16 protein-coding genes are annotated in these 15,410 nt (G+C 59.1%); 11 read left to right on the top strand and 5 right to left on the bottom strand.

Going from position 1 to position 15,410, the window contains the following annotated elements:
• Positions 1 to 52: 52 nt before the first annotated feature.
• Positions 53 to 292: a DUF1289 domain-containing protein gene (locus ET34_RS0112330; RefSeq protein ID WP_031522473.1), complete on the bottom strand. Its 240-nt coding sequence runs from the start codon at positions 290 to 292 to the stop codon at positions 53 to 55.
• A 119-nt stretch (positions 293 to 411) separates the two neighbouring features.
• Between ET34_RS0112330 and ET34_RS0112325 the strand changes: the two genes are divergently transcribed.
• The 4 genes from ET34_RS0112325 to rnt all read left to right on the top strand — a co-directional run bounded on the left by ET34_RS0112325 (position 412) and on the right by rnt (position 3,473).
• Complete coding sequence (locus tag ET34_RS0112325; protein WP_031522471.1) at positions 412 to 1,008, top strand: TetR/AcrR family transcriptional regulator; 597 nt, start codon at positions 412 to 414, stop codon at positions 1,006 to 1,008.
• Between the two features lie 53 nt (positions 1,009 to 1,061).
• Entirely contained in the window at positions 1,062 to 2,159 is a 1,098-nt protein-coding gene (nemA, locus tag ET34_RS0112320; protein ID WP_031522469.1) for an alkene reductase, read from the top strand.
• A gap of 157 nt (positions 2,160 to 2,316) precedes the next feature.
• A complete protein-coding gene (gene gloA, locus ET34_RS0112315) occupies positions 2,317 to 2,724 on the top strand; it encodes a lactoylglutathione lyase (protein WP_031522468.1) in 408 nt (135 codons plus the stop codon).
• Between the two features lie 95 nt (positions 2,725 to 2,819).
• Entirely contained in the window at positions 2,820 to 3,473 is a 654-nt protein-coding gene (gene rnt, locus ET34_RS0112310) for a ribonuclease T (RefSeq protein WP_031522466.1), read from the top strand.
• 40 nt (positions 3,474 to 3,513) lie between these two features.
• Here rnt and ET34_RS0112305 read toward each other — a convergent pair whose 3' ends face one another.
• On the bottom strand, positions 3,514 to 3,861 hold the full coding sequence (locus tag ET34_RS0112305; protein ID WP_031522464.1) for a Grx4 family monothiol glutaredoxin: 348 nt from the start codon (positions 3,859 to 3,861) through the stop codon (positions 3,514 to 3,516).
• A gap of 313 nt (positions 3,862 to 4,174) precedes the next feature.
• On the opposite strand from ET34_RS0112305, the gene ET34_RS0112300 reads away from it, so the two are divergent.
• Positions 4,175 to 4,978 (top strand): C40 family peptidase, encoded by an 804-nt coding sequence (locus tag ET34_RS0112300; RefSeq protein ID WP_031522462.1) that lies wholly within the window; start codon positions 4,175 to 4,177, stop codon positions 4,976 to 4,978.
• A 73-nt stretch (positions 4,979 to 5,051) separates the two neighbouring features.
• On the opposite strand, the gene ET34_RS0112295 is transcribed toward ET34_RS0112300, so the two are convergent.
• Entirely contained in the window at positions 5,052 to 6,218 is a 1,167-nt protein-coding gene (locus ET34_RS0112295; RefSeq protein ID WP_031522460.1) for an MFS transporter, read from the bottom strand.
• A gap of 234 nt (positions 6,219 to 6,452) precedes the next feature.
• On the bottom strand, positions 6,453 to 6,542 hold the full coding sequence (cydH, locus tag ET34_RS22565) for a cytochrome bd-I oxidase subunit CydH (protein ID WP_035891304.1): 90 nt from the start codon (positions 6,540 to 6,542) through the stop codon (positions 6,453 to 6,455).
• Between the two features lie 296 nt (positions 6,543 to 6,838).
• On the opposite strand from cydH, the gene purR reads away from it, so the two are divergent.
• Positions 6,839 to 7,864 carry an HTH-type transcriptional repressor PurR gene (gene purR, locus ET34_RS0112285; protein ID WP_031522459.1) on the top strand — a complete coding sequence of 342 codons (1,026 nt, stop codon included), beginning with the start codon at positions 6,839 to 6,841 and terminating at the stop codon, positions 7,862 to 7,864.
• 16 nt (positions 7,865 to 7,880) lie between these two features.
• Here the strand turns inward: purR and punR are convergent, their stop codons facing one another.
• Entirely contained in the window at positions 7,881 to 8,792 is a 912-nt protein-coding gene (gene punR / locus ET34_RS0112280) for a DNA-binding transcriptional activator PunR (RefSeq protein WP_031522457.1), read from the bottom strand.
• 117 nt (positions 8,793 to 8,909) lie between these two features.
• On the opposite strand from punR, the gene punC reads away from it, so the two are divergent.
• The 5 genes from punC to ET34_RS0112255 all read left to right on the top strand — a co-directional run bounded on the left by punC (position 8,910) and on the right by ET34_RS0112255 (position 15,410).
• A complete protein-coding gene (punC, locus tag ET34_RS0112275) occupies positions 8,910 to 10,097 on the top strand; it encodes a purine nucleoside transporter PunC (RefSeq protein ID WP_031522455.1) in 1,188 nt (395 codons plus the stop codon).
• Positions 10,098 to 10,402: 305 nt separating this feature from the next.
• A complete protein-coding gene (cfa, locus tag ET34_RS0112270; protein WP_031522453.1) occupies positions 10,403 to 11,551 on the top strand; it encodes a cyclopropane fatty acyl phospholipid synthase in 1,149 nt (382 codons plus the stop codon).
• 166 nt (positions 11,552 to 11,717) lie between these two features.
• The gene (locus ET34_RS0112265) at positions 11,718 to 13,031 is read left to right on the top strand and encodes a PTS sugar transporter subunit IIC (RefSeq protein WP_031522451.1); all 1,314 of its coding nucleotides are present in this window, start codon (positions 11,718 to 11,720) and stop codon (positions 13,029 to 13,031) included.
• Positions 13,032 to 13,056: 25 nt separating this feature from the next.
• Positions 13,057 to 14,442, top strand: a complete 1,386-nt coding sequence (locus ET34_RS0112260) for a glycoside hydrolase family 1 protein (RefSeq protein ID WP_031522449.1) — start codon at positions 13,057 to 13,059, stop codon at positions 14,440 to 14,442.
• Between the two features lie 44 nt (positions 14,443 to 14,486).
• Positions 14,487 to 15,410: a LacI family DNA-binding transcriptional regulator gene (locus tag ET34_RS0112255; protein ID WP_031522447.1), complete on the top strand. Its 924-nt coding sequence runs from the start codon at positions 14,487 to 14,489 to the stop codon at positions 15,408 to 15,410.

Here is a 15,410-nt window from a genome sequence, read left to right as displayed (position 1 = left end):
CAGATCCTTAGTAAAGTAGAAAAATGGCAGTGAGTATAAAAGGAATGCGCGGCTAAAACAGTGAGGGCTGCTGCTCTTCGTCGGGCGGCTGGTTTTTTCCGGCACGCAGCTTGCGCAGCAGACGCTGGCGGCACAGGCGCAGCACCTCCTGCTTCTGGGTATCGCTCAGACTCTGCCAGTTAAAGCGCTCATCGCGGCTGCGCATGCAGCCTTTGCAGAAGCCGCGCTCATCGACCTGACAGATGCCCCGGCAGGGACTCTGAATTGGGAAAAACTCAAGTTGTTCAGCCACGCCGTCTCCTGGTTAACACCCCTGCTACAATTGAAGCCTCTCCGGCGGCAGGATGCAAGCCTGCCCTGATAAGCATGAGAGGCTTGCACTAGACCGTTCGGTCTAGTAGTCTGTGCGGCATGAACAGAGATACTGAACACGATACCCGCGAACACCTCCTTGCCACCGGCGAGCGGCTCTGCCTGCATCGCGGCTTTACCGGCATGGGGCTCAGCGAACTGCTGAAAACCGCCGAAGTGCCGAAGGGATCGTTCTACCACTATTTTCGCTCGAAAGAGGCCTTCGGTGCCTGCATGCTGGAGCGACACTACACCTGCTACCTGGCAACGCTGCGCCAGCACTTTACGCAAAGCCCCGGTACGCAGCGTGATCGCCTGCTGAGCTGGTATGAGCAGAATCTGCAGCAGTTCCGCCAGTGTGGCATGATCAGTGGCTGCCTGACGGTAAAACTCTCTGCCGAAGTGTGCGATCTTTCCGAAGATATGCGCATCGCCCTTGACCAGGGTGCCGCGCAAATCATCGCCCTGCTGGCAGAATCCATTGAGCAGGGCGTAGCAGAGAAGAGTCTTACTGCCGTGGACGACCCTCGCGCGCTGGCGCAGGCGCTGTATGCCTTGTGGCTGGGCGGTAATCTGCAGGCGAAGATCTCGCGCAGCGCCACGCCGCTGGAGAGTACGCTACGCTACATGCAGTCTTTATTAGCGGTGCCTGCCTGACAGGCACTTATTTTTACTCACTCACTAGACGACCGGTCTACTCAGGAGTCATGATGTCCCAGGAAAAACTGTTTACCCCGCTAAAAGTGGGTGCGATTGAAGCCCCGAACCGCGTATTTATGGCCCCGCTGACGCGTCTGCGCAGCATCGAGCCGGGTGATATCCCTACTCCGCTGATGACCGAATACTACCGCCAGCGCGCCAGCTCTGGTCTGATTATCAGCGAAGCCACCCAGATCTCTTTCCAGGCGAAAGGTTACGCCGGTGCGCCAGGCCTGCACACTGCCGAGCAGATTGCCGCCTGGAAAAACATCACCGCTGCCGTGCATCAGGAAGGCGGTCGCATCGCCGTTCAGCTCTGGCACACGGGCCGTATTTCCCACAGCAGCATCCAGCCGGGCCAGCAGGCACCGGTCGCGCCGTCGGCCATTAACGCCGGAACCCGCACCTCGCTGCGCGATGAGAACGGCAACGCCATTCGCGTCGACACCACTACCCCGCGCGCGCTGGAAACCAGCGAAATTCCGGGGATCGTGAATGATTTCCGTCAGGCGGTGGGCAACGCCCGCGATGCCGGCTTCGACATGGTTGAGCTGCACGGCGCGCACGGCTACTTGCTGCACCAGTTCCTCTCCCCGACTTCCAACCAGCGTACCGACCAGTACGGCGGCAGCGTTGAAAACCGCGCTCGCCTGGTGCTGGAAGTGATCGACGCCGTGTGTGCAGAGTGGAGCGCCGATCGCATCGGTATCCGCGTGTCGCCGATCGGTACTTTCCAGAACGTCGATAACGGCCCGAATGAAGAAGCCGATGCGCTGTACCTGATTGAAGAGCTGAACAAGCGTGGCATCGCCTATCTGCACATGTCCGAGCCGGACTGGGCGGGCGGTGAATCCTACACCGAGGCGTTCCGCGAGAAAGTGCGCGCGCGTTTCGACGGTGTGATCATCGGTGCGGGAGCTTATACCCCGGAGAAAGCCGAAGCGCTGATTGAAAAAGGGCTGATCGATGCCGTGGCGTTTGGTCGCGACTACATCGCCAACCCGGATCTGGTAGAGCGCCTGCATAAAAAAGCGGAACTCAACCCGCAGCGTCCGGAATCCTTCTACGGCGGCGGCGCAGAAGGCTACATCGACTACCCGACCCTGTGATCCTGCATTGATAGCGGCGGCGATCCGCCGCTATACTAAAACAGTGTTTCTTAAAAACACCTGAAAAAATAACTCACTATCCCCTGCCCGCATAACACGACGTTAGCTGTCGCGGCACTGGTCACGGCAGCGGGCGGGATTACACCAAGAGGAAATTATGCGCTTACTTCACACCATGTTACGTGTCGGCGACCTGCAGCGTTCTATCGAGTTTTACACCAACGTGCTGGGCATGAAACTGCTGCGTACCAGTGAAAACACAGAGTACAAATACTCTCTGGCCTTCGTGGGTTACGGCCCGGAAAGCGAAGAAGCGGTAATTGAGCTGACCTATAACTGGGGCGTGGACAGCTATGAGCTGGGCAACGCTTACGGTCACATCGCGCTGGAAGTCGATAACGCCGTGGAAGCCTGCGAGCGCATCCGTCAGAACGGCGGCAACGTCACCCGTGAAGCGGGTCCGGTGAAAGGCGGTACCACCGTCATCGCGTTCGTGGAAGATCCAGATGGTTACAAAATCGAGCTGATCGAGGCGAAAGACGCCGGTAAAGGTCTCGGCAATTAATCTCCGACGGGCGCAATCGCGCCCGTATTACTGCATCCCTTCCTGAAATTTGCCATAATGCGCGCTGCTTTTTTTTTGACTCCAAGAGACGCTTAATGTCAGACACTGCTCAACTTACCGGTCTCTGTGACCGTTTCCGTGGCTTTTATCCCGTTGTGATTGACGTGGAAACCGCCGGATTCAATGCCAGAACGGACGCGCTGCTGGAAATTGCTGCCGTCACGCTGAAAATGGACGAGCAAGGCTGGCTGAGCATTGACGAGAAACACCATTTTCACGTCGAGCCGTTCGAGGGCGCGGTCCTGCAACCGGAAGCGCTGGCGTTCAACGGCATCGATCCGCACAACCCGCTGCGCGGTGCAGTCAGCGAATATGATGCCCTGCACGCTATCTTCAAAGCGGTACGCAAAGGCATGAAGGACAGCGGCTGTAACCGGGCGATCATGGTGGCGCACAATGCCACGTTCGATCACAGCTTTATGATGGCCGCCGCCGAGCGCGCCTCGCTCAAACGCAACCCGTTCCATCCGTTCGTCACCTTCGACACCGCCGCCCTGAGCGGTCTGGCGCTGGGTCAGACGGTGCTGGCGAAAGCCTGCATCGCGGCGGGTATTTCGTTCGACAGCGCTCAGGCGCATTCGGCGCTGTACGATACCGAGCAGACTGCCCTGCTGTTCTGCGAGATCGTCAACCGCTGGAAGCGTCTCGGCGGCTGGCCGCTGGCGCCGCTGGCGGAACCGGAAGCATAAAAAAAGGCGACCCGCGGGTCGCCTCTTTTTTACCTGACGCTTATTCTGCATCTGGCTCTGCGGACTGGTACTTCGCCGCGGTCTCTTTGATCAGCGGCTGCAGTTCGCCACGCTGATACATTTCGATGATGATATCGCAGCCGCCAACCAGCTCGCCGTCAACCCACAGCTGCGGGAAGGTCGGCCAGTTCGCGTATTTCGGCAGCTCGGCGCGGATGTCCGGGTTCTGCAGAATGTCCACGTAGGCGAAGCGCTCGCCGCAGGCGGAAAGCGCCTGTACGGCCTGGGCAGAGAAGCCGCAGCTCGGCAGTTTCGGGGAACCTTTCATGTACAGCAGGATCGGGTTCTCAGTAATCTGGCGCTGAATTTTTTCGATGGTGTCGCTCATTGTCTCACTTCCTCAAGCTTGATACGGCAATAGCCTGTTATTGTAGCGGCTACCCGTCCCCCCGGAAAACAGCATTTTGCAGGCCGTGATTCACGGAACGGATACGCCGTCGTTAAACATATCTGAAGAATAACATTTTTCTTACCGATGCCCCACGAAATCTCGTTGCGCCTGCGCAGGCAACATATTGTGCGACACACCGCGTATCAGACGAAATGGCTATTAACTTTCCCGCTTTTTTTCGATTAGAATCGTCTGGTTTTGCACTAGTATAGGCTCGCATTGTTGCCTGCATCTAAAGAGGGACTAGCCAGTGGCGCGTATTAAGACCATCTCAGTCACGCTCTGTGCTGTATTACTGACAACATTTTCCTTTGTCGCAACGCCGCTGGCGGTGGCGTCCGAGCACGCGCGTCCGGCGAAGGTACAAAAAACCAGTACCGCGACCAACGCGAAAGCGAAAAAGAAATCCACCCCGGCGAAAAAGCGCATCGAAAAAAGTAAAAAAAGCCCCACCGCCGATAAGAAACCCCGCACCGCACTCAAGAAACGTAGCACCTCGCCAAAAACCGCTTCTCGCACCACCCGCACCGTTTCTCGTGTCGCCAGCACCACCTCCGCCGCCTGCCGCAAAAGCCGTAACGCCAGCGCCTGTCTGAAATCACGCAGCGCTAAAGGGCTCACCATCGCCGATGCGCACAAGCTGCGGGTGCAGAAAGCGCAGAAAACCGCGATGTCGAAGCTGATGCAGCAGATTGGCAAACCTTATCGCTGGGGCGGCACCTCGCCGCGTACCGGTTTCGACTGCAGCGGCCTGGTGTGGTATGCCTATAAAGATCTGGTGAAGTTCCGCATTCCGCGCACCGCCAACGAAATGTACCACCTGCGCGATGCCGCCGCGGTGGATCGTGGCGCGCTTGAAACCGGCGATCTGGTGTTCTTCCGCACCCAGGGTCGCGGCACCGCCGATCACGTCGGCGTTTACATGGGCAACGGCAAATTTATTCAGTCCCCGAGCAGCGGCCAGGGTATTCAGATCACCAGCCTGAGTGAAGACTACTGGAAGCGCCACTACGTGGGCGCGCGCCGGGTGATGACCCCTAAAACCATTCGCTGAAGCGAGCGGATATAAAAAAAGGAGAAGGTTACCCCTTCTCCTTTTTTATTGCCTGCGCGTGATGCGCAACGCGTTATTCAGCCGGACAGGCCTGCGCCTGGGGTTTACGCGAGGCGATAAGCACCAGCAGCAGACCCGCTGCGGCGATCGCGGCACCCATCACAGGCACCACGCTGTAGCTCAGGCCTGCGGAGATCACCGCCCCGCCCGCTGCCGCGCCCAGCGCATTACCAAGGTTGAACGCCCCGATATTCACCGAGGATGACAGCCCCGGTGCTTCGCTGGCGACGCGCATTACGCGCATCTGCAGCGGCGGCACCACCGCAAAAGTAGCCGCGCCCCACACCACCATGCTGATGGCTGCGCCAGGCTCGGTGCGCGCCAGCCACGGAATAGCCGCCATAATCACGATCAGCAACAGCAGAAACCCTTTCAGCGTGCCGTTGACCGAACGGTCAGCCAGCTTGCCGCCGAGGAAGTTACCGATGGAGAAGCCCACGCCAATCAGCACCAGCATGCCGGTAATAAATGCCGGAGTGGCGGCGGTAACGTCATGCAGCACCGGGGCAATATAGGTGTAGAGCGTGAACATGGCGCCGGCACCCAGTACCGTGGTCAGCAGCGCACTCAGCACCTGCGGACGCAGCAGTACCGACAGCTCTTTACGCACGTCAGGCCGCTCGCCGGCACTGCCCTTCGGCAGCGACAGCCAGAGGCTCAGCATGGCGATAACGCCCAGCCCGGCGGTGGCGAGGAACGACATGCGCCAGCCGATGGTGGCACCCAGCCAGGTCGCGGCCGGAACGCCACCGATATTGGCGATGGTCAGCCCCATAAACATGGTTGCTACCGCGCTGGCCTGTTTGTGCTTCGGCACCACGCTTGCCGCCACCACGGAACCCAGCCCGAAGAACGCGCCGTGGTTGAGGCTGGTGAGAATGCGCGACAGCATCAGCGTCGTGTAGTCCGGGGCGATGGCAGACAGCACATTGCCGAGAGTGAAGATAGCCATCAGGAAGATCAGGGCATTGCGGCGTGCGCGATGCGACAGCAGCAGCGTCATCAGCGGTGCGCCAATCATCACCCCAACCGCATAGGCGCTAATCAGCATCCCGGCGGCGGGAATGGAGACGTTAACCCCGTCGGCGATAACCGGCAGCAGCCCCATCGGTGAGAATTCTGTGGTACCAATCCCAAAAGCGCCGATAGCCAGGGCAAGCAGCGGAAAGTTGATTTTCATAGCATTTTTACTCCGGGCCAGACGCCGTGTAATCCGGTCTGGCCGTTACCGCCGGAGCGGTGATCATTCAGGGAGCGAAAGAATGACAGTTTGTAAACAAAAACAGAAGTGACAAAACATGCTAAAGACTATTGCTGAATTGTTAATTATCGGAGGGTAAAACGGGAGGAGGGTCACACTGTTGTTGCGCAAACGGGAGAGAAGCGGCTTCCCTCCCGTTTCAGGGGCGATTTTTTAGTGCAGAATGGCGGTCAGCGCGCCGAAAACGATCAAACCCAGCGTGATAACGGTCGTCAGCAGTGAAAATTTCAGATCTTTGTTCATTTTTTGGCTCCAGAATATCCCTGTAAAAAGCAGGTCTTGATCATTTTTGCATAGTTCGTGCGAAAAATCCCCTGCGATTTAGTTTGATATGCGTATTAACGCTTCCACTTTTGCTGCGGATCGGCCAAAATTCGTCGCTAAATTATTTTGTTTACCGGCCACTACTCCCTCCTGACGTTTGGTGTAACTCTCCCGGTCATTTGCAACACAACATGGTTGCAACCGAGGCTTAACACAGGCAAACGTTTACCTTGATAAATTTCAGGAGTTTAGAGGGTGGTCTGGAGTGATATTTCATGGCAACAATTAAAGACGTCGCGAAAAAAGCAAACGTTTCTACTACAACTGTTTCACACGTCATTAACAAGACGCGTTTTGTTGCGGAAGAGACGCGCAACGCGGTGTGGGCAGCGATTAAAGAGCTGCACTATTCACCCAGCGCGGTCGCCCGCAGCCTGAAAGTGAACCATACGAAATCGATTGGCCTGCTGGCGACCAGCAGCGAAGCCGCGTATTTCGCCGAAATCATCGAAGCGGTGGAAAAAAACTGCTTCGCCAAGGGCTATACCCTGCTGCTCGGCAACGCCTACAACAACCAGGAGAAGCAGCGCGCTTACCTGTCGATGATGGCGCAGAAGCGCGTCGATGGCCTGCTGGTGATGTGCTCTGAGTATCCGGATTCGCTGATCGGCATGCTGGAAGAGTATCGCCACATCCCGATGGTGGTGATGGACTGGGGCGAAGCGCGCGCCGACTTTACTGATTCGGTTATCGATAACGCCTTCAAGGGCGGATACATGGCCGGGCGCTATCTGATTGAGCGCGGACACCGCGACATCGGCGTAATTCCCGGCCCGCTGGAGCGCAACACCGGCGCAGGCCGTCTGGCAGGCTTTATGCAGTCAATGAAAGAGGCGCAGATTGCGGTGCCGGAGGCCTGGATCGTGCAGGGCGATTTTGAGCCGGAATCCGGGTATCGCGCAATGCAGCAGATCCTGTCTCAGGCGCACCGCCCCACCGCGGTGTTCTGCGGCGGCGACATCATGGCGATGGGCGCTATCTGCGCCGCGGATGAGATGGGTCTGCGCGTACCGCAGGATATTTCCGTGATTGGCTATGACAACGTGCGAAACGCGCGTTTCTTCAGCCCGGCGCTGACCACTATCCACCAGCCGAAGGATTCGCTGGGCGAGACGGCCTTCAACATGCTGCTGGACAGGATCACCAGCAAGCGCGAAGAGGCCCAGACCATCGAGGTGCATCCGCGCCTGATCGAACGCCGTTCCGTCGCTGACGGTCCGTTCCGCGACTACCGCCGCTAATCCTGCCGGGAGCCTGTCACTCAGGCTCCCGCAGCCACTCCCGGTTCAGCGTTTCACTGTCCCCTAAATAATCCAGCAGCCACTGCAGCGCCGGTGAAGCATCGTTCTGCCGCCACGTCAGGCAGCAGGCCGCATCCGGAAACGGGTTCTCCAGCGTCAGCGCTTTCCACTCGCCGCGGTCCAGCCAGGGCCTGGCAAAATGCGACGGCACCATGCCAATGCACAATCCGGCGCTGAGACAGACTTCTGCCGAGGCCCAGTCCGGTGCCACCAGCCGGCGCTGGTTATCGAGCAGCCAGGTAATACGCTTCGGCAGCGAGCGCGAGGTATCCTCCAGCACCAGCGATGGCCAGTTGCGCAACCGATCGTCGCTCACTGGCTCCTGCTGTTGCGCAAGCGGATGACTGGCAGCCACCACGCACTGCCAGCTCAGCATCCCCATATCGCGAAAGGCGTAGCGCCCGCCGACCGGGATCGCCTGGGTCGCGCCAATCGCCAGCTCGACGCGCTCGTCGGCCAGCGCATCCCACACGCCGTTGAACACCTCCTGAGAGACCAGCAGCTCCACGTCCGGGAAGTGGCGATAGAAGTCGAGCACCAGCTGCCGGGTGCGCTCCGGGCGGACAATATTGTCCACCGCAATCGACAGCTGGCCGCGCCAGCCGTTGGCGATCTGCTGACACTGCTGGCGGGTGACCATCATTTTTTTGATAACAGAGCGCCCCTCCTTCAAAAACCACGCCCCGGCGGGGGTCAGCTCCACATCACGATGGCGGCGCGCAAACAGCGGCACCGCCAGCCACTCCTCCAGCTGACGCACGGTATAACTGACGGCAGAAGGCACGCGATGCAGCTCTTTGGCTGCCGCGCTAAAGCTGCCGTTGCGCGCCACCGCATCCACCACTTCCAGCGAATATTCAGACCACATGTTTTTGCCTGCAAAATTTTTGAACGCAATCTACAAATATTAACGGTTCACAAGCCGGAACGCACTTCTTACACTCACGCCCCGTCTACCTGCACTGATTGATAAAAGAGAAAGTTCATGCGTCCATCAAAAGGATTTCTGATCTGGCTTGCCGGGCTGAGCGTGCTCGGCTTTCTGGCAACCGATATGTACCTGCCGGCGTTTGCCGCCATTCAGCAGGATCTCGGGGTTGCGCCTGCCGCCGTCAGCGCCAGCCTGAGCCTGTTCCTCGCCGGTTTCGCCCTGGCGCAGCTGCTGTGGGGGCCGCTCTCTGACAGCTATGGCCGTCGCCCGGTGCTGCTGGTGGGTCTGGCAATTTTCGCTCTCGCCAGCCTCGGCATGGTCTGGGTCGAAAGCGCCACCGGCCTGCTGGTGCTGCGCTTCATTCAGGCGGTCGGAGTCTGCTCAGCGGCGGTGATCTGGCAGGCGCTGGTCACCGATTATTACCCGACCAACGCGCGGCGCATCTTTGCCACCATCATGCCGCTGGTCGGCCTGTCACCGGCACTCGCCCCGCTGCTGGGGAGCTTTATCCTCAACCACAGCGTCTGGCAGGCGATCTTCGTGGTGCTGTTTGGCATCACCCTCGCGCTGATGATCCCGGCCCTGCGCCTGAAACCGCTGCCGCGCCATCCGACCAGCGAAAAGGCCGCTCCGCTGCGCTTTATCTCCCTACTGCGCTCCCGCGTCTATACCGGTAACGTGCTGATCTATGCCGCCTGCTCGGCGAGCTTCTTCGCCTGGCTGACCGGCTCACCGTTTATCCTCAGCGAAATGGGTTATGGTCCGGGCATCATCGGCCTGAGCTATGTTCCGCAGACCATCGCGTTTCTGATTGGCGGGTACGGCTGCCGCAGCGCACTGCAGAAGTGGTCCGGGGCGCGCATGCTGCCGTGGCTGCTGGCGATTTTTGCCCTGAGCGTGGTGGCAACCTTCGCCGTTGGCGTGCTGGATGGCTCGTCGCTGACGCTGCTGCTGATCCCGTTCTGCCTGATGGCGATGGCGAACGGCGCTATCTACCCCATTGTGGTTGCCGCCGCTCTGCTGCCCTTCCCGCAGGCCACCGGACGCGCCGCCGCGCTGCAGAATACTTTGCAGCTGGGCCTGTGCTTCTTCGCAAGCCTGGTAGTGTCGGCGCTGATCGCCTGGCCGCTGCTGGCCACCACCAGCGTGATGCTGGCTACGATTGTGCTGGTGGTGCTGGGCTGGGCGATGCAGGCGAGCATCAATCCTGCACGCACCGCCGCCTCGTCGTTCGACAGGTAATTTCCCAGGCGATAATTTCGTTATCGCCTGATTAGCCTGCTACCTTTTTCACTTGAACCCACCCCAGGCGGAGCCTATACTGATTTTCGTTGCTGCCAGCCGTAACACCATAATAAACAGGCAGAAACGGGGATCAGGATGCTCCCCTCCCACCACGGAAGGCACTTCTGGCAAGGGTTTTCATCCCTTCCTCTGTTCATCGTCAGAAATCAGGCTCACGGTGCAAACCGTGATAATTCTCTCAATCCTTAAAATGCGTCTACGCTTTTTGAAGGTTCTGATCACACGTGGGTGATGGAGAAGCTATGAGTTCATCATGTATAGAAGAAGTCAGCGTCCGGGACAGTGAATGGTTCCGCATCGTCAGTGAACTGTTGGGCCGCGCCGGCATTGAAATCAACGGCAGCCAGCCCGGCGACATCAGGGTAAACAATCCCCAGTTTTTTAAACGCGTGCTGCAGGAAGGCTCACTCGGCCTCGGCGAAAGCTATATGGACGGCTGGTGGGACTGCGACCGCCTCGATCTCTTTTTTACCCGCGTACTGCGCGCCGGGCTGGAGCAGCAGCTGCCGCATCATTTCAAAGATACGCTGCGCATCCTCGGCGCCAGGGTTTTTAACCTCCAGAGCCGCAAGCGCGCGTGGATGGTGGGCAAAGAGCACTACGATCTCGGGAACGATCTCTTCAGCCGCATGCTCGACCCGGCGATGCAGTACTCCTGCGGCTACTGGAAAACTGCCGATAACCTGGTCGATGCACAACAGGCGAAACTGAAGCTCATTTGCGACAAGCTGGCGCTGGAGCCGGGCATGACGTTGCTGGACATCGGTTGCGGCTGGGGCGGGCTGGCGGAGTATGCCGCGCGGCACTACGGCGTCAGCGTGCACGGCGTGACCATCTCCGCCGAGCAGCAGAAAATGGCGCAGGAACGCTGTCAGGGCCTGGACGTCAACATCCGCCTGCAGGACTATCGCGATCTTGATGAACAGTTTGACCGCATCGTCTCGGTAGGCATGTTCGAGCACGTCGGGCCAAAAAACTACGCCACCTACTTTGAGGTGGTGGACCGGAACCTGAAGCCGGACGGCCTGTTCCTGCTGCACACCATCGGCTCCCGCACTACCAGCAACAGCGTTGACCCGTGGATCAATAAGTACATCTTCCCCAACGGCTGTCTGCCTTCGGTGCGCCATATCGCCAACGCGGCGGAAAAGCACTTTGTGATGGAAGACTGGCACAACTTTGGGCCGGACTATGACAAAACGCTGATGGCGTGGTATGCGCGTTTTCAGGCCGCCTGGCCGGAGATTGCGGATAACTACTCCGAGCGCTTCCGCCGCATGTTTACCTATTACCTCAACGCCTGTGCCGGTGCCTTCCGTGCCCGTGATATCCAGCTGTGGCAGGTGGTCTTCAGCCGCGGCGTAGAGCACGGCCTGCGCGTCCCCCGCTAACCTTCCCCGGCGTTGCCGGGGGTTTTGTGAACTCTCTCACGGTTTCCCGCTCTTCGTTCTTCAGGGAGTGATCTGCTTAACAATTAACTCATTATAAATTGGAAACCGGTTTCCATCTTGTTTCACAATCATGACGTGCCTACGACCCCTACAAGGAAAAACCGTCATGAGCCTGTACCAGAGCATGGTCCATGTAATTGAAAATAAGATCACCCCGCTGGCCGGTGCCATGGGTTCTCAGCGCCACGTGGTAGCTATCAGGGATGGTTTTCTCGCCGCCCTGCCGTTTATGATCATCGGTTCGTTTTTACTGGTCTTTATCTTTCCGCCCTTCTCGCCCGATACCCAGAACGCCTTCTGCCGCGGCTGGCTCGATCTGTCGCTGAAGTATCGTGAACAGCTGATGCTGCCGTTTAACCTCAGCATGGGGGTAATGACCTTCTTTATCTCGGTTGGGATCGGTGCCAGCCTCGGTAAGCATTACAAGCTCGACCCGACCATGACTGGCCTGCTGGCGTTTATGGCGTTCCTGCTGGTTGCCGCACCTTACAAAGATGGCCAGATTTCCACCCAGTACTTCTCCGGCCAGGGCATCTTTACCGCGCTGATCGCGGCTATTTACGCCAGTGAGATGTATGCCTTCCTGAAGCGTCGCAACATCACTATTCGCCTGCCGAAAGAGGTGCCGACCGGGGTGGCGCGCTCGTTTGAGATCCTTATTCCGGTAGTGGTGATTATTGCCACCCTGCACCCGCTGAATCTGCTGATCGAATCCACCACCGGGATGATTATTCCCGAAGCGATTATGCATCTGCTGTCGCCGCTGGTCGCGGCATCCGACTCGCTGCCCGCGGTGCTGATTTCGGTCCTTATCTGCCAGATCCTGTGGTTCGCCGGCATTCACGGTGCGCTTATCGTCACCGGCATCATGAACCCGTTCTGGATGGCTAACCTGTCTGCCAACCAGGCGGCGCTGGCCGCCGGAAGCGCACTGCCTCACGTCTACCTGCAGGGCTTCTGGGACCACTATCTGCTGATCGGCGGCGTTGGCTCGACCCTGCCGCTGGCCCTGCTGCTACTGCGCAGCCGCGCGATCCACCTGCGCACCATCGGCAAAATGGGCGTGGTGCCGAGCTTCTTTAACATCAACGAGCCGATCCTGTTCGGCGCCCCGGTGATCATGAACCCGGTGCTGTTCCTGCCCTTCATTCTGATCCCGATGGTGAACGCCACCCTCGCCTGGACCGCCACCAAAATGGGCTGGGTCGCGCAGGTGGTATCGCTCACCCCGTGGACCACGCCGGCGCCGATTGGTGCCTCCTGGGCCGCCAACTGGGCCATCAGCCCGGTGATCATGTGCCTGGTTTGTATGGTGATGGCCGCCCTGATGTATTACCCGTTCCTGAAAGCTTACGAGCGCACCCTGCTCAAACAGGAAGAAAACAATCACGCGCAAAGTGACACTGTCACCGTAAATTAATCTCCGTCACCCCTGAGAGGACGCAATGGACTACGTATTTCCGAAAAATTTCTGGTGGGGCAGCGCCAGCTCCGCGCCGCAGACCGAGGGCGAGAGCCTCGCGTATGGTAAAACCCCGACGGTGTGGGATCACTGGTTCGACGCCCAGCCCGAGCGCTTTCACCACGGCGTCGGCCCGGCGCAGACGTCCACCTTTTATCAGAACTGGAAAGCGGATATCGCGCTGCTGAAGCAGCTTAACCACAACAGCTTTCGCACCTCGATCTCCTGGGCGCGGCTGATCCCCGACGGCAGCGGCGAGGTTAACCCGAAGGCGGTGGAATTCTATAACCAGGTGATTGACGAACTGCTGGCCCAGGGGATTACGCCATTCATTAACCTGTTCCACTTCGATATGCCGATGGCGATGCAGGATAAAGGCGGCTGGGAGAGTCGCGAAGTCGTAGAGGCGTATGAGCATTACGCCCGCACCTGCTTTGGGCTGTTTGGCGATCGGGTGAAAACCTGGTTCACCTTCAACGAACCGGTGGTACCGGTGGAAGGCGGCTATCTGTATGACTTCCACTACCCCAACGTGGTGGACTTCAAACGTGCGGCTACCGTGGCGTACCACACCATTCTGGCGCATGCCCGGGCAGTGAAAGCCTGGCGCGAATGTGGGGCCGAGGGCGAAATCGGCATCATTCTCAACCTTACCCCCTCCTACCCGCGCTCGCAGCACCCGGCGGACGTCAAGGCCGCCCACATTGCGGATCTTTTCTTCAACCGCAGCTTCCTCGACCCGGTGCTGCGCGGCAGCTACCCGGAAGATCTGGTGTCGCTGCTCAACGAGTACGGTATGCTGCCGGTCAGCGAGCCGGAAGACGCGGCGCTGATCCGCGATGGCGTGGTGGATCTGCTCGGCGTGAACTATTATCAGCCGCGCCGCATCAAGTGCCGCGACAGCGTGGTCAATCCGGCCAGCCCGTTTATGCCGGAGTGGTTCTTCAGCGCCTATGAGATGCCGGGCCGCAAGATGAACCCGTATCGCGGCTGGGAGATCTACGAGCGCGGCATCTACGACATCCTCACCAACCTGCGCGAAAACTATGGCAATCCGCGCTGCTATATTTCCGAGAACGGTATGGGTGTGGAGAACGAGCAGCGCTTTGAAAAAGACGGCAAAATCGAGGACCAGTACCGCATCGATTTTGTACGCGAGCACCTGAAGTGGCTGCACAAGGGCATCAGCGAGGGCAGCAACTGCCTCGGCTACCATATGTGGACCTTTATCGATAACTGGTCATGGTGCAACGCGTATAAAAACCGCTACGGCTTTGTGTCGCTTGATATTAAAACCCAGCAGCGCACCATCAAGCGCAGCGGGGAGTGGTTCAGCCAGACCGCGGAACGCAATGGCTTTACTGAGTGAGTGCCCGGCGGGCTTGCGCGCCCGCCTGTTTTCAGGAAATGATTATGTCCACCATTAACGATGTCGCGCGTCTGGCGCAGGTCTCCAAGGCCACGGTCTCGCGCGTGCTGAGCGGCAGTCGCGGCGTGAAGGAAGCGAGCCGTCAGGCGGTGTTACGCGCCGCCGAGACGCTGAACTACAAGCCCAACGCCATCGCCCGCTCGCTGACCAGTCAGACCACGCACTGCATCGGCGTGATCTGCGCCACCGAACACGTTCAGCAGTCCACCGGCTATTTACAGGCGCTGGAGAAACAGCTTAGCCAGCACCGCAAGCATCTGCTGCTGCGCTTTGCCAGCGATGCGCCGGCGGTACTGCGGGCGGTGGAGGAGTTGTCGAGCGGGCTGTGCGATGCCCTGCTGGTGGTTGGGGCGCGCTTCGCCCTGCCGCCGCTGCATGAGGACGTGATCTTTATCGACTGCCTGAGCGCCCCGGACGCCCAGAGCGTGGCCTGCGACCGTCAGTTTGCCGCGCAGACCGCGGTGGAGTATCTGAGTCGTCACAAGCGCCGCGACATCGCGCTGATCAACTTTCCCGGCGGGGATGCGGCACGGGAAACCCTGCAGGGCTATCGCGAAGCGGCAGAAAACCAGCTTATTCCCTTCAACCGTCAGCGGGTAATTGAGGGCGAAAGCGAACCGCGCATCGCGCTTCAAAAACTGATCAACAGTCGGGTGAAGTTTACTGCCCTGCTGGTCACCGACGACAGTCAGGCGCAGGAGGCAATCGCCCTGCTGCGCGATTACCAGATCAGCGTCCCGGAGCAGGTGGTGGTGTTCAGCCTCGATGGCAGTACGCGTCTGCCGGGGCAGAGCGCCATCCCGGCAATCGGCTATTCGCTGGAGGGCATTGCCCGCAAGGCGGTCGCGCTGGTGCTCGGGCAGGACGATGAGCACAACAGGGTACGCGGCACCCTGCTGTGCGACTGA

The organism is Siccibacter colletis (assembly GCF_000696575.1).
GTDB classification, from domain to species: domain Bacteria; phylum Pseudomonadota; class Gammaproteobacteria; order Enterobacterales; family Enterobacteriaceae; genus Siccibacter; species Siccibacter colletis.
This window is presented reverse-complemented; position numbering and strand designations above follow the sequence as displayed.

Bases quoted from the DNA above. Each gene is read 5' to 3' on its own strand.
- ET34_RS0112305 (WP_031522464.1), bottom strand. From the start codon at position 3,861: ATGAGCGACACCATCGAAAAAATTCAGCGCCAGATTACTGAGAACCCG.
- rnt (WP_031522466.1), top strand. From the start codon at position 2,820: ATGTCAGACACTGCTCAACTTACCGGTCTCTGTGACCGTTTCCGTGGC.
- ET34_RS0112255 (WP_031522447.1), top strand. From the start codon at position 14,487: ATGTCCACCATTAACGATGTCGCGCGTCTGGCGCAGGTCTCCAAGGCC.
- cydH (WP_035891304.1), bottom strand. From the start codon at position 6,542: ATGAACAAAGATCTGAAATTTTCACTGCTGACGACCGTTATCACGCTG.
- purR (WP_031522459.1), top strand. From the start codon at position 6,839: ATGGCAACAATTAAAGACGTCGCGAAAAAAGCAAACGTTTCTACTACA.
- ET34_RS0112260 (WP_031522449.1), top strand. From the start codon at position 13,057: ATGGACTACGTATTTCCGAAAAATTTCTGGTGGGGCAGCGCCAGCTCC.
- gloA (WP_031522468.1), top strand. From the start codon at position 2,317: ATGCGCTTACTTCACACCATGTTACGTGTCGGCGACCTGCAGCGTTCT.
- punC (WP_031522455.1), top strand. From the start codon at position 8,910: ATGCGTCCATCAAAAGGATTTCTGATCTGGCTTGCCGGGCTGAGCGTG.
- ET34_RS0112265 (WP_031522451.1), top strand. From the start codon at position 11,718: ATGAGCCTGTACCAGAGCATGGTCCATGTAATTGAAAATAAGATCACC.
- nemA (WP_031522469.1), top strand. From the start codon at position 1,062: ATGTCCCAGGAAAAACTGTTTACCCCGCTAAAAGTGGGTGCGATTGAA.
- cfa (WP_031522453.1), top strand. From the start codon at position 10,403: ATGAGTTCATCATGTATAGAAGAAGTCAGCGTCCGGGACAGTGAATGG.
- ET34_RS0112295 (WP_031522460.1), bottom strand. From the start codon at position 6,218: ATGAAAATCAACTTTCCGCTGCTTGCCCTGGCTATCGGCGCTTTTGGG.
- punR (WP_031522457.1), bottom strand. From the start codon at position 8,792: ATGTGGTCTGAATATTCGCTGGAAGTGGTGGATGCGGTGGCGCGCAAC.
- ET34_RS0112325 (WP_031522471.1), top strand. From the start codon at position 412: ATGAACAGAGATACTGAACACGATACCCGCGAACACCTCCTTGCCACC.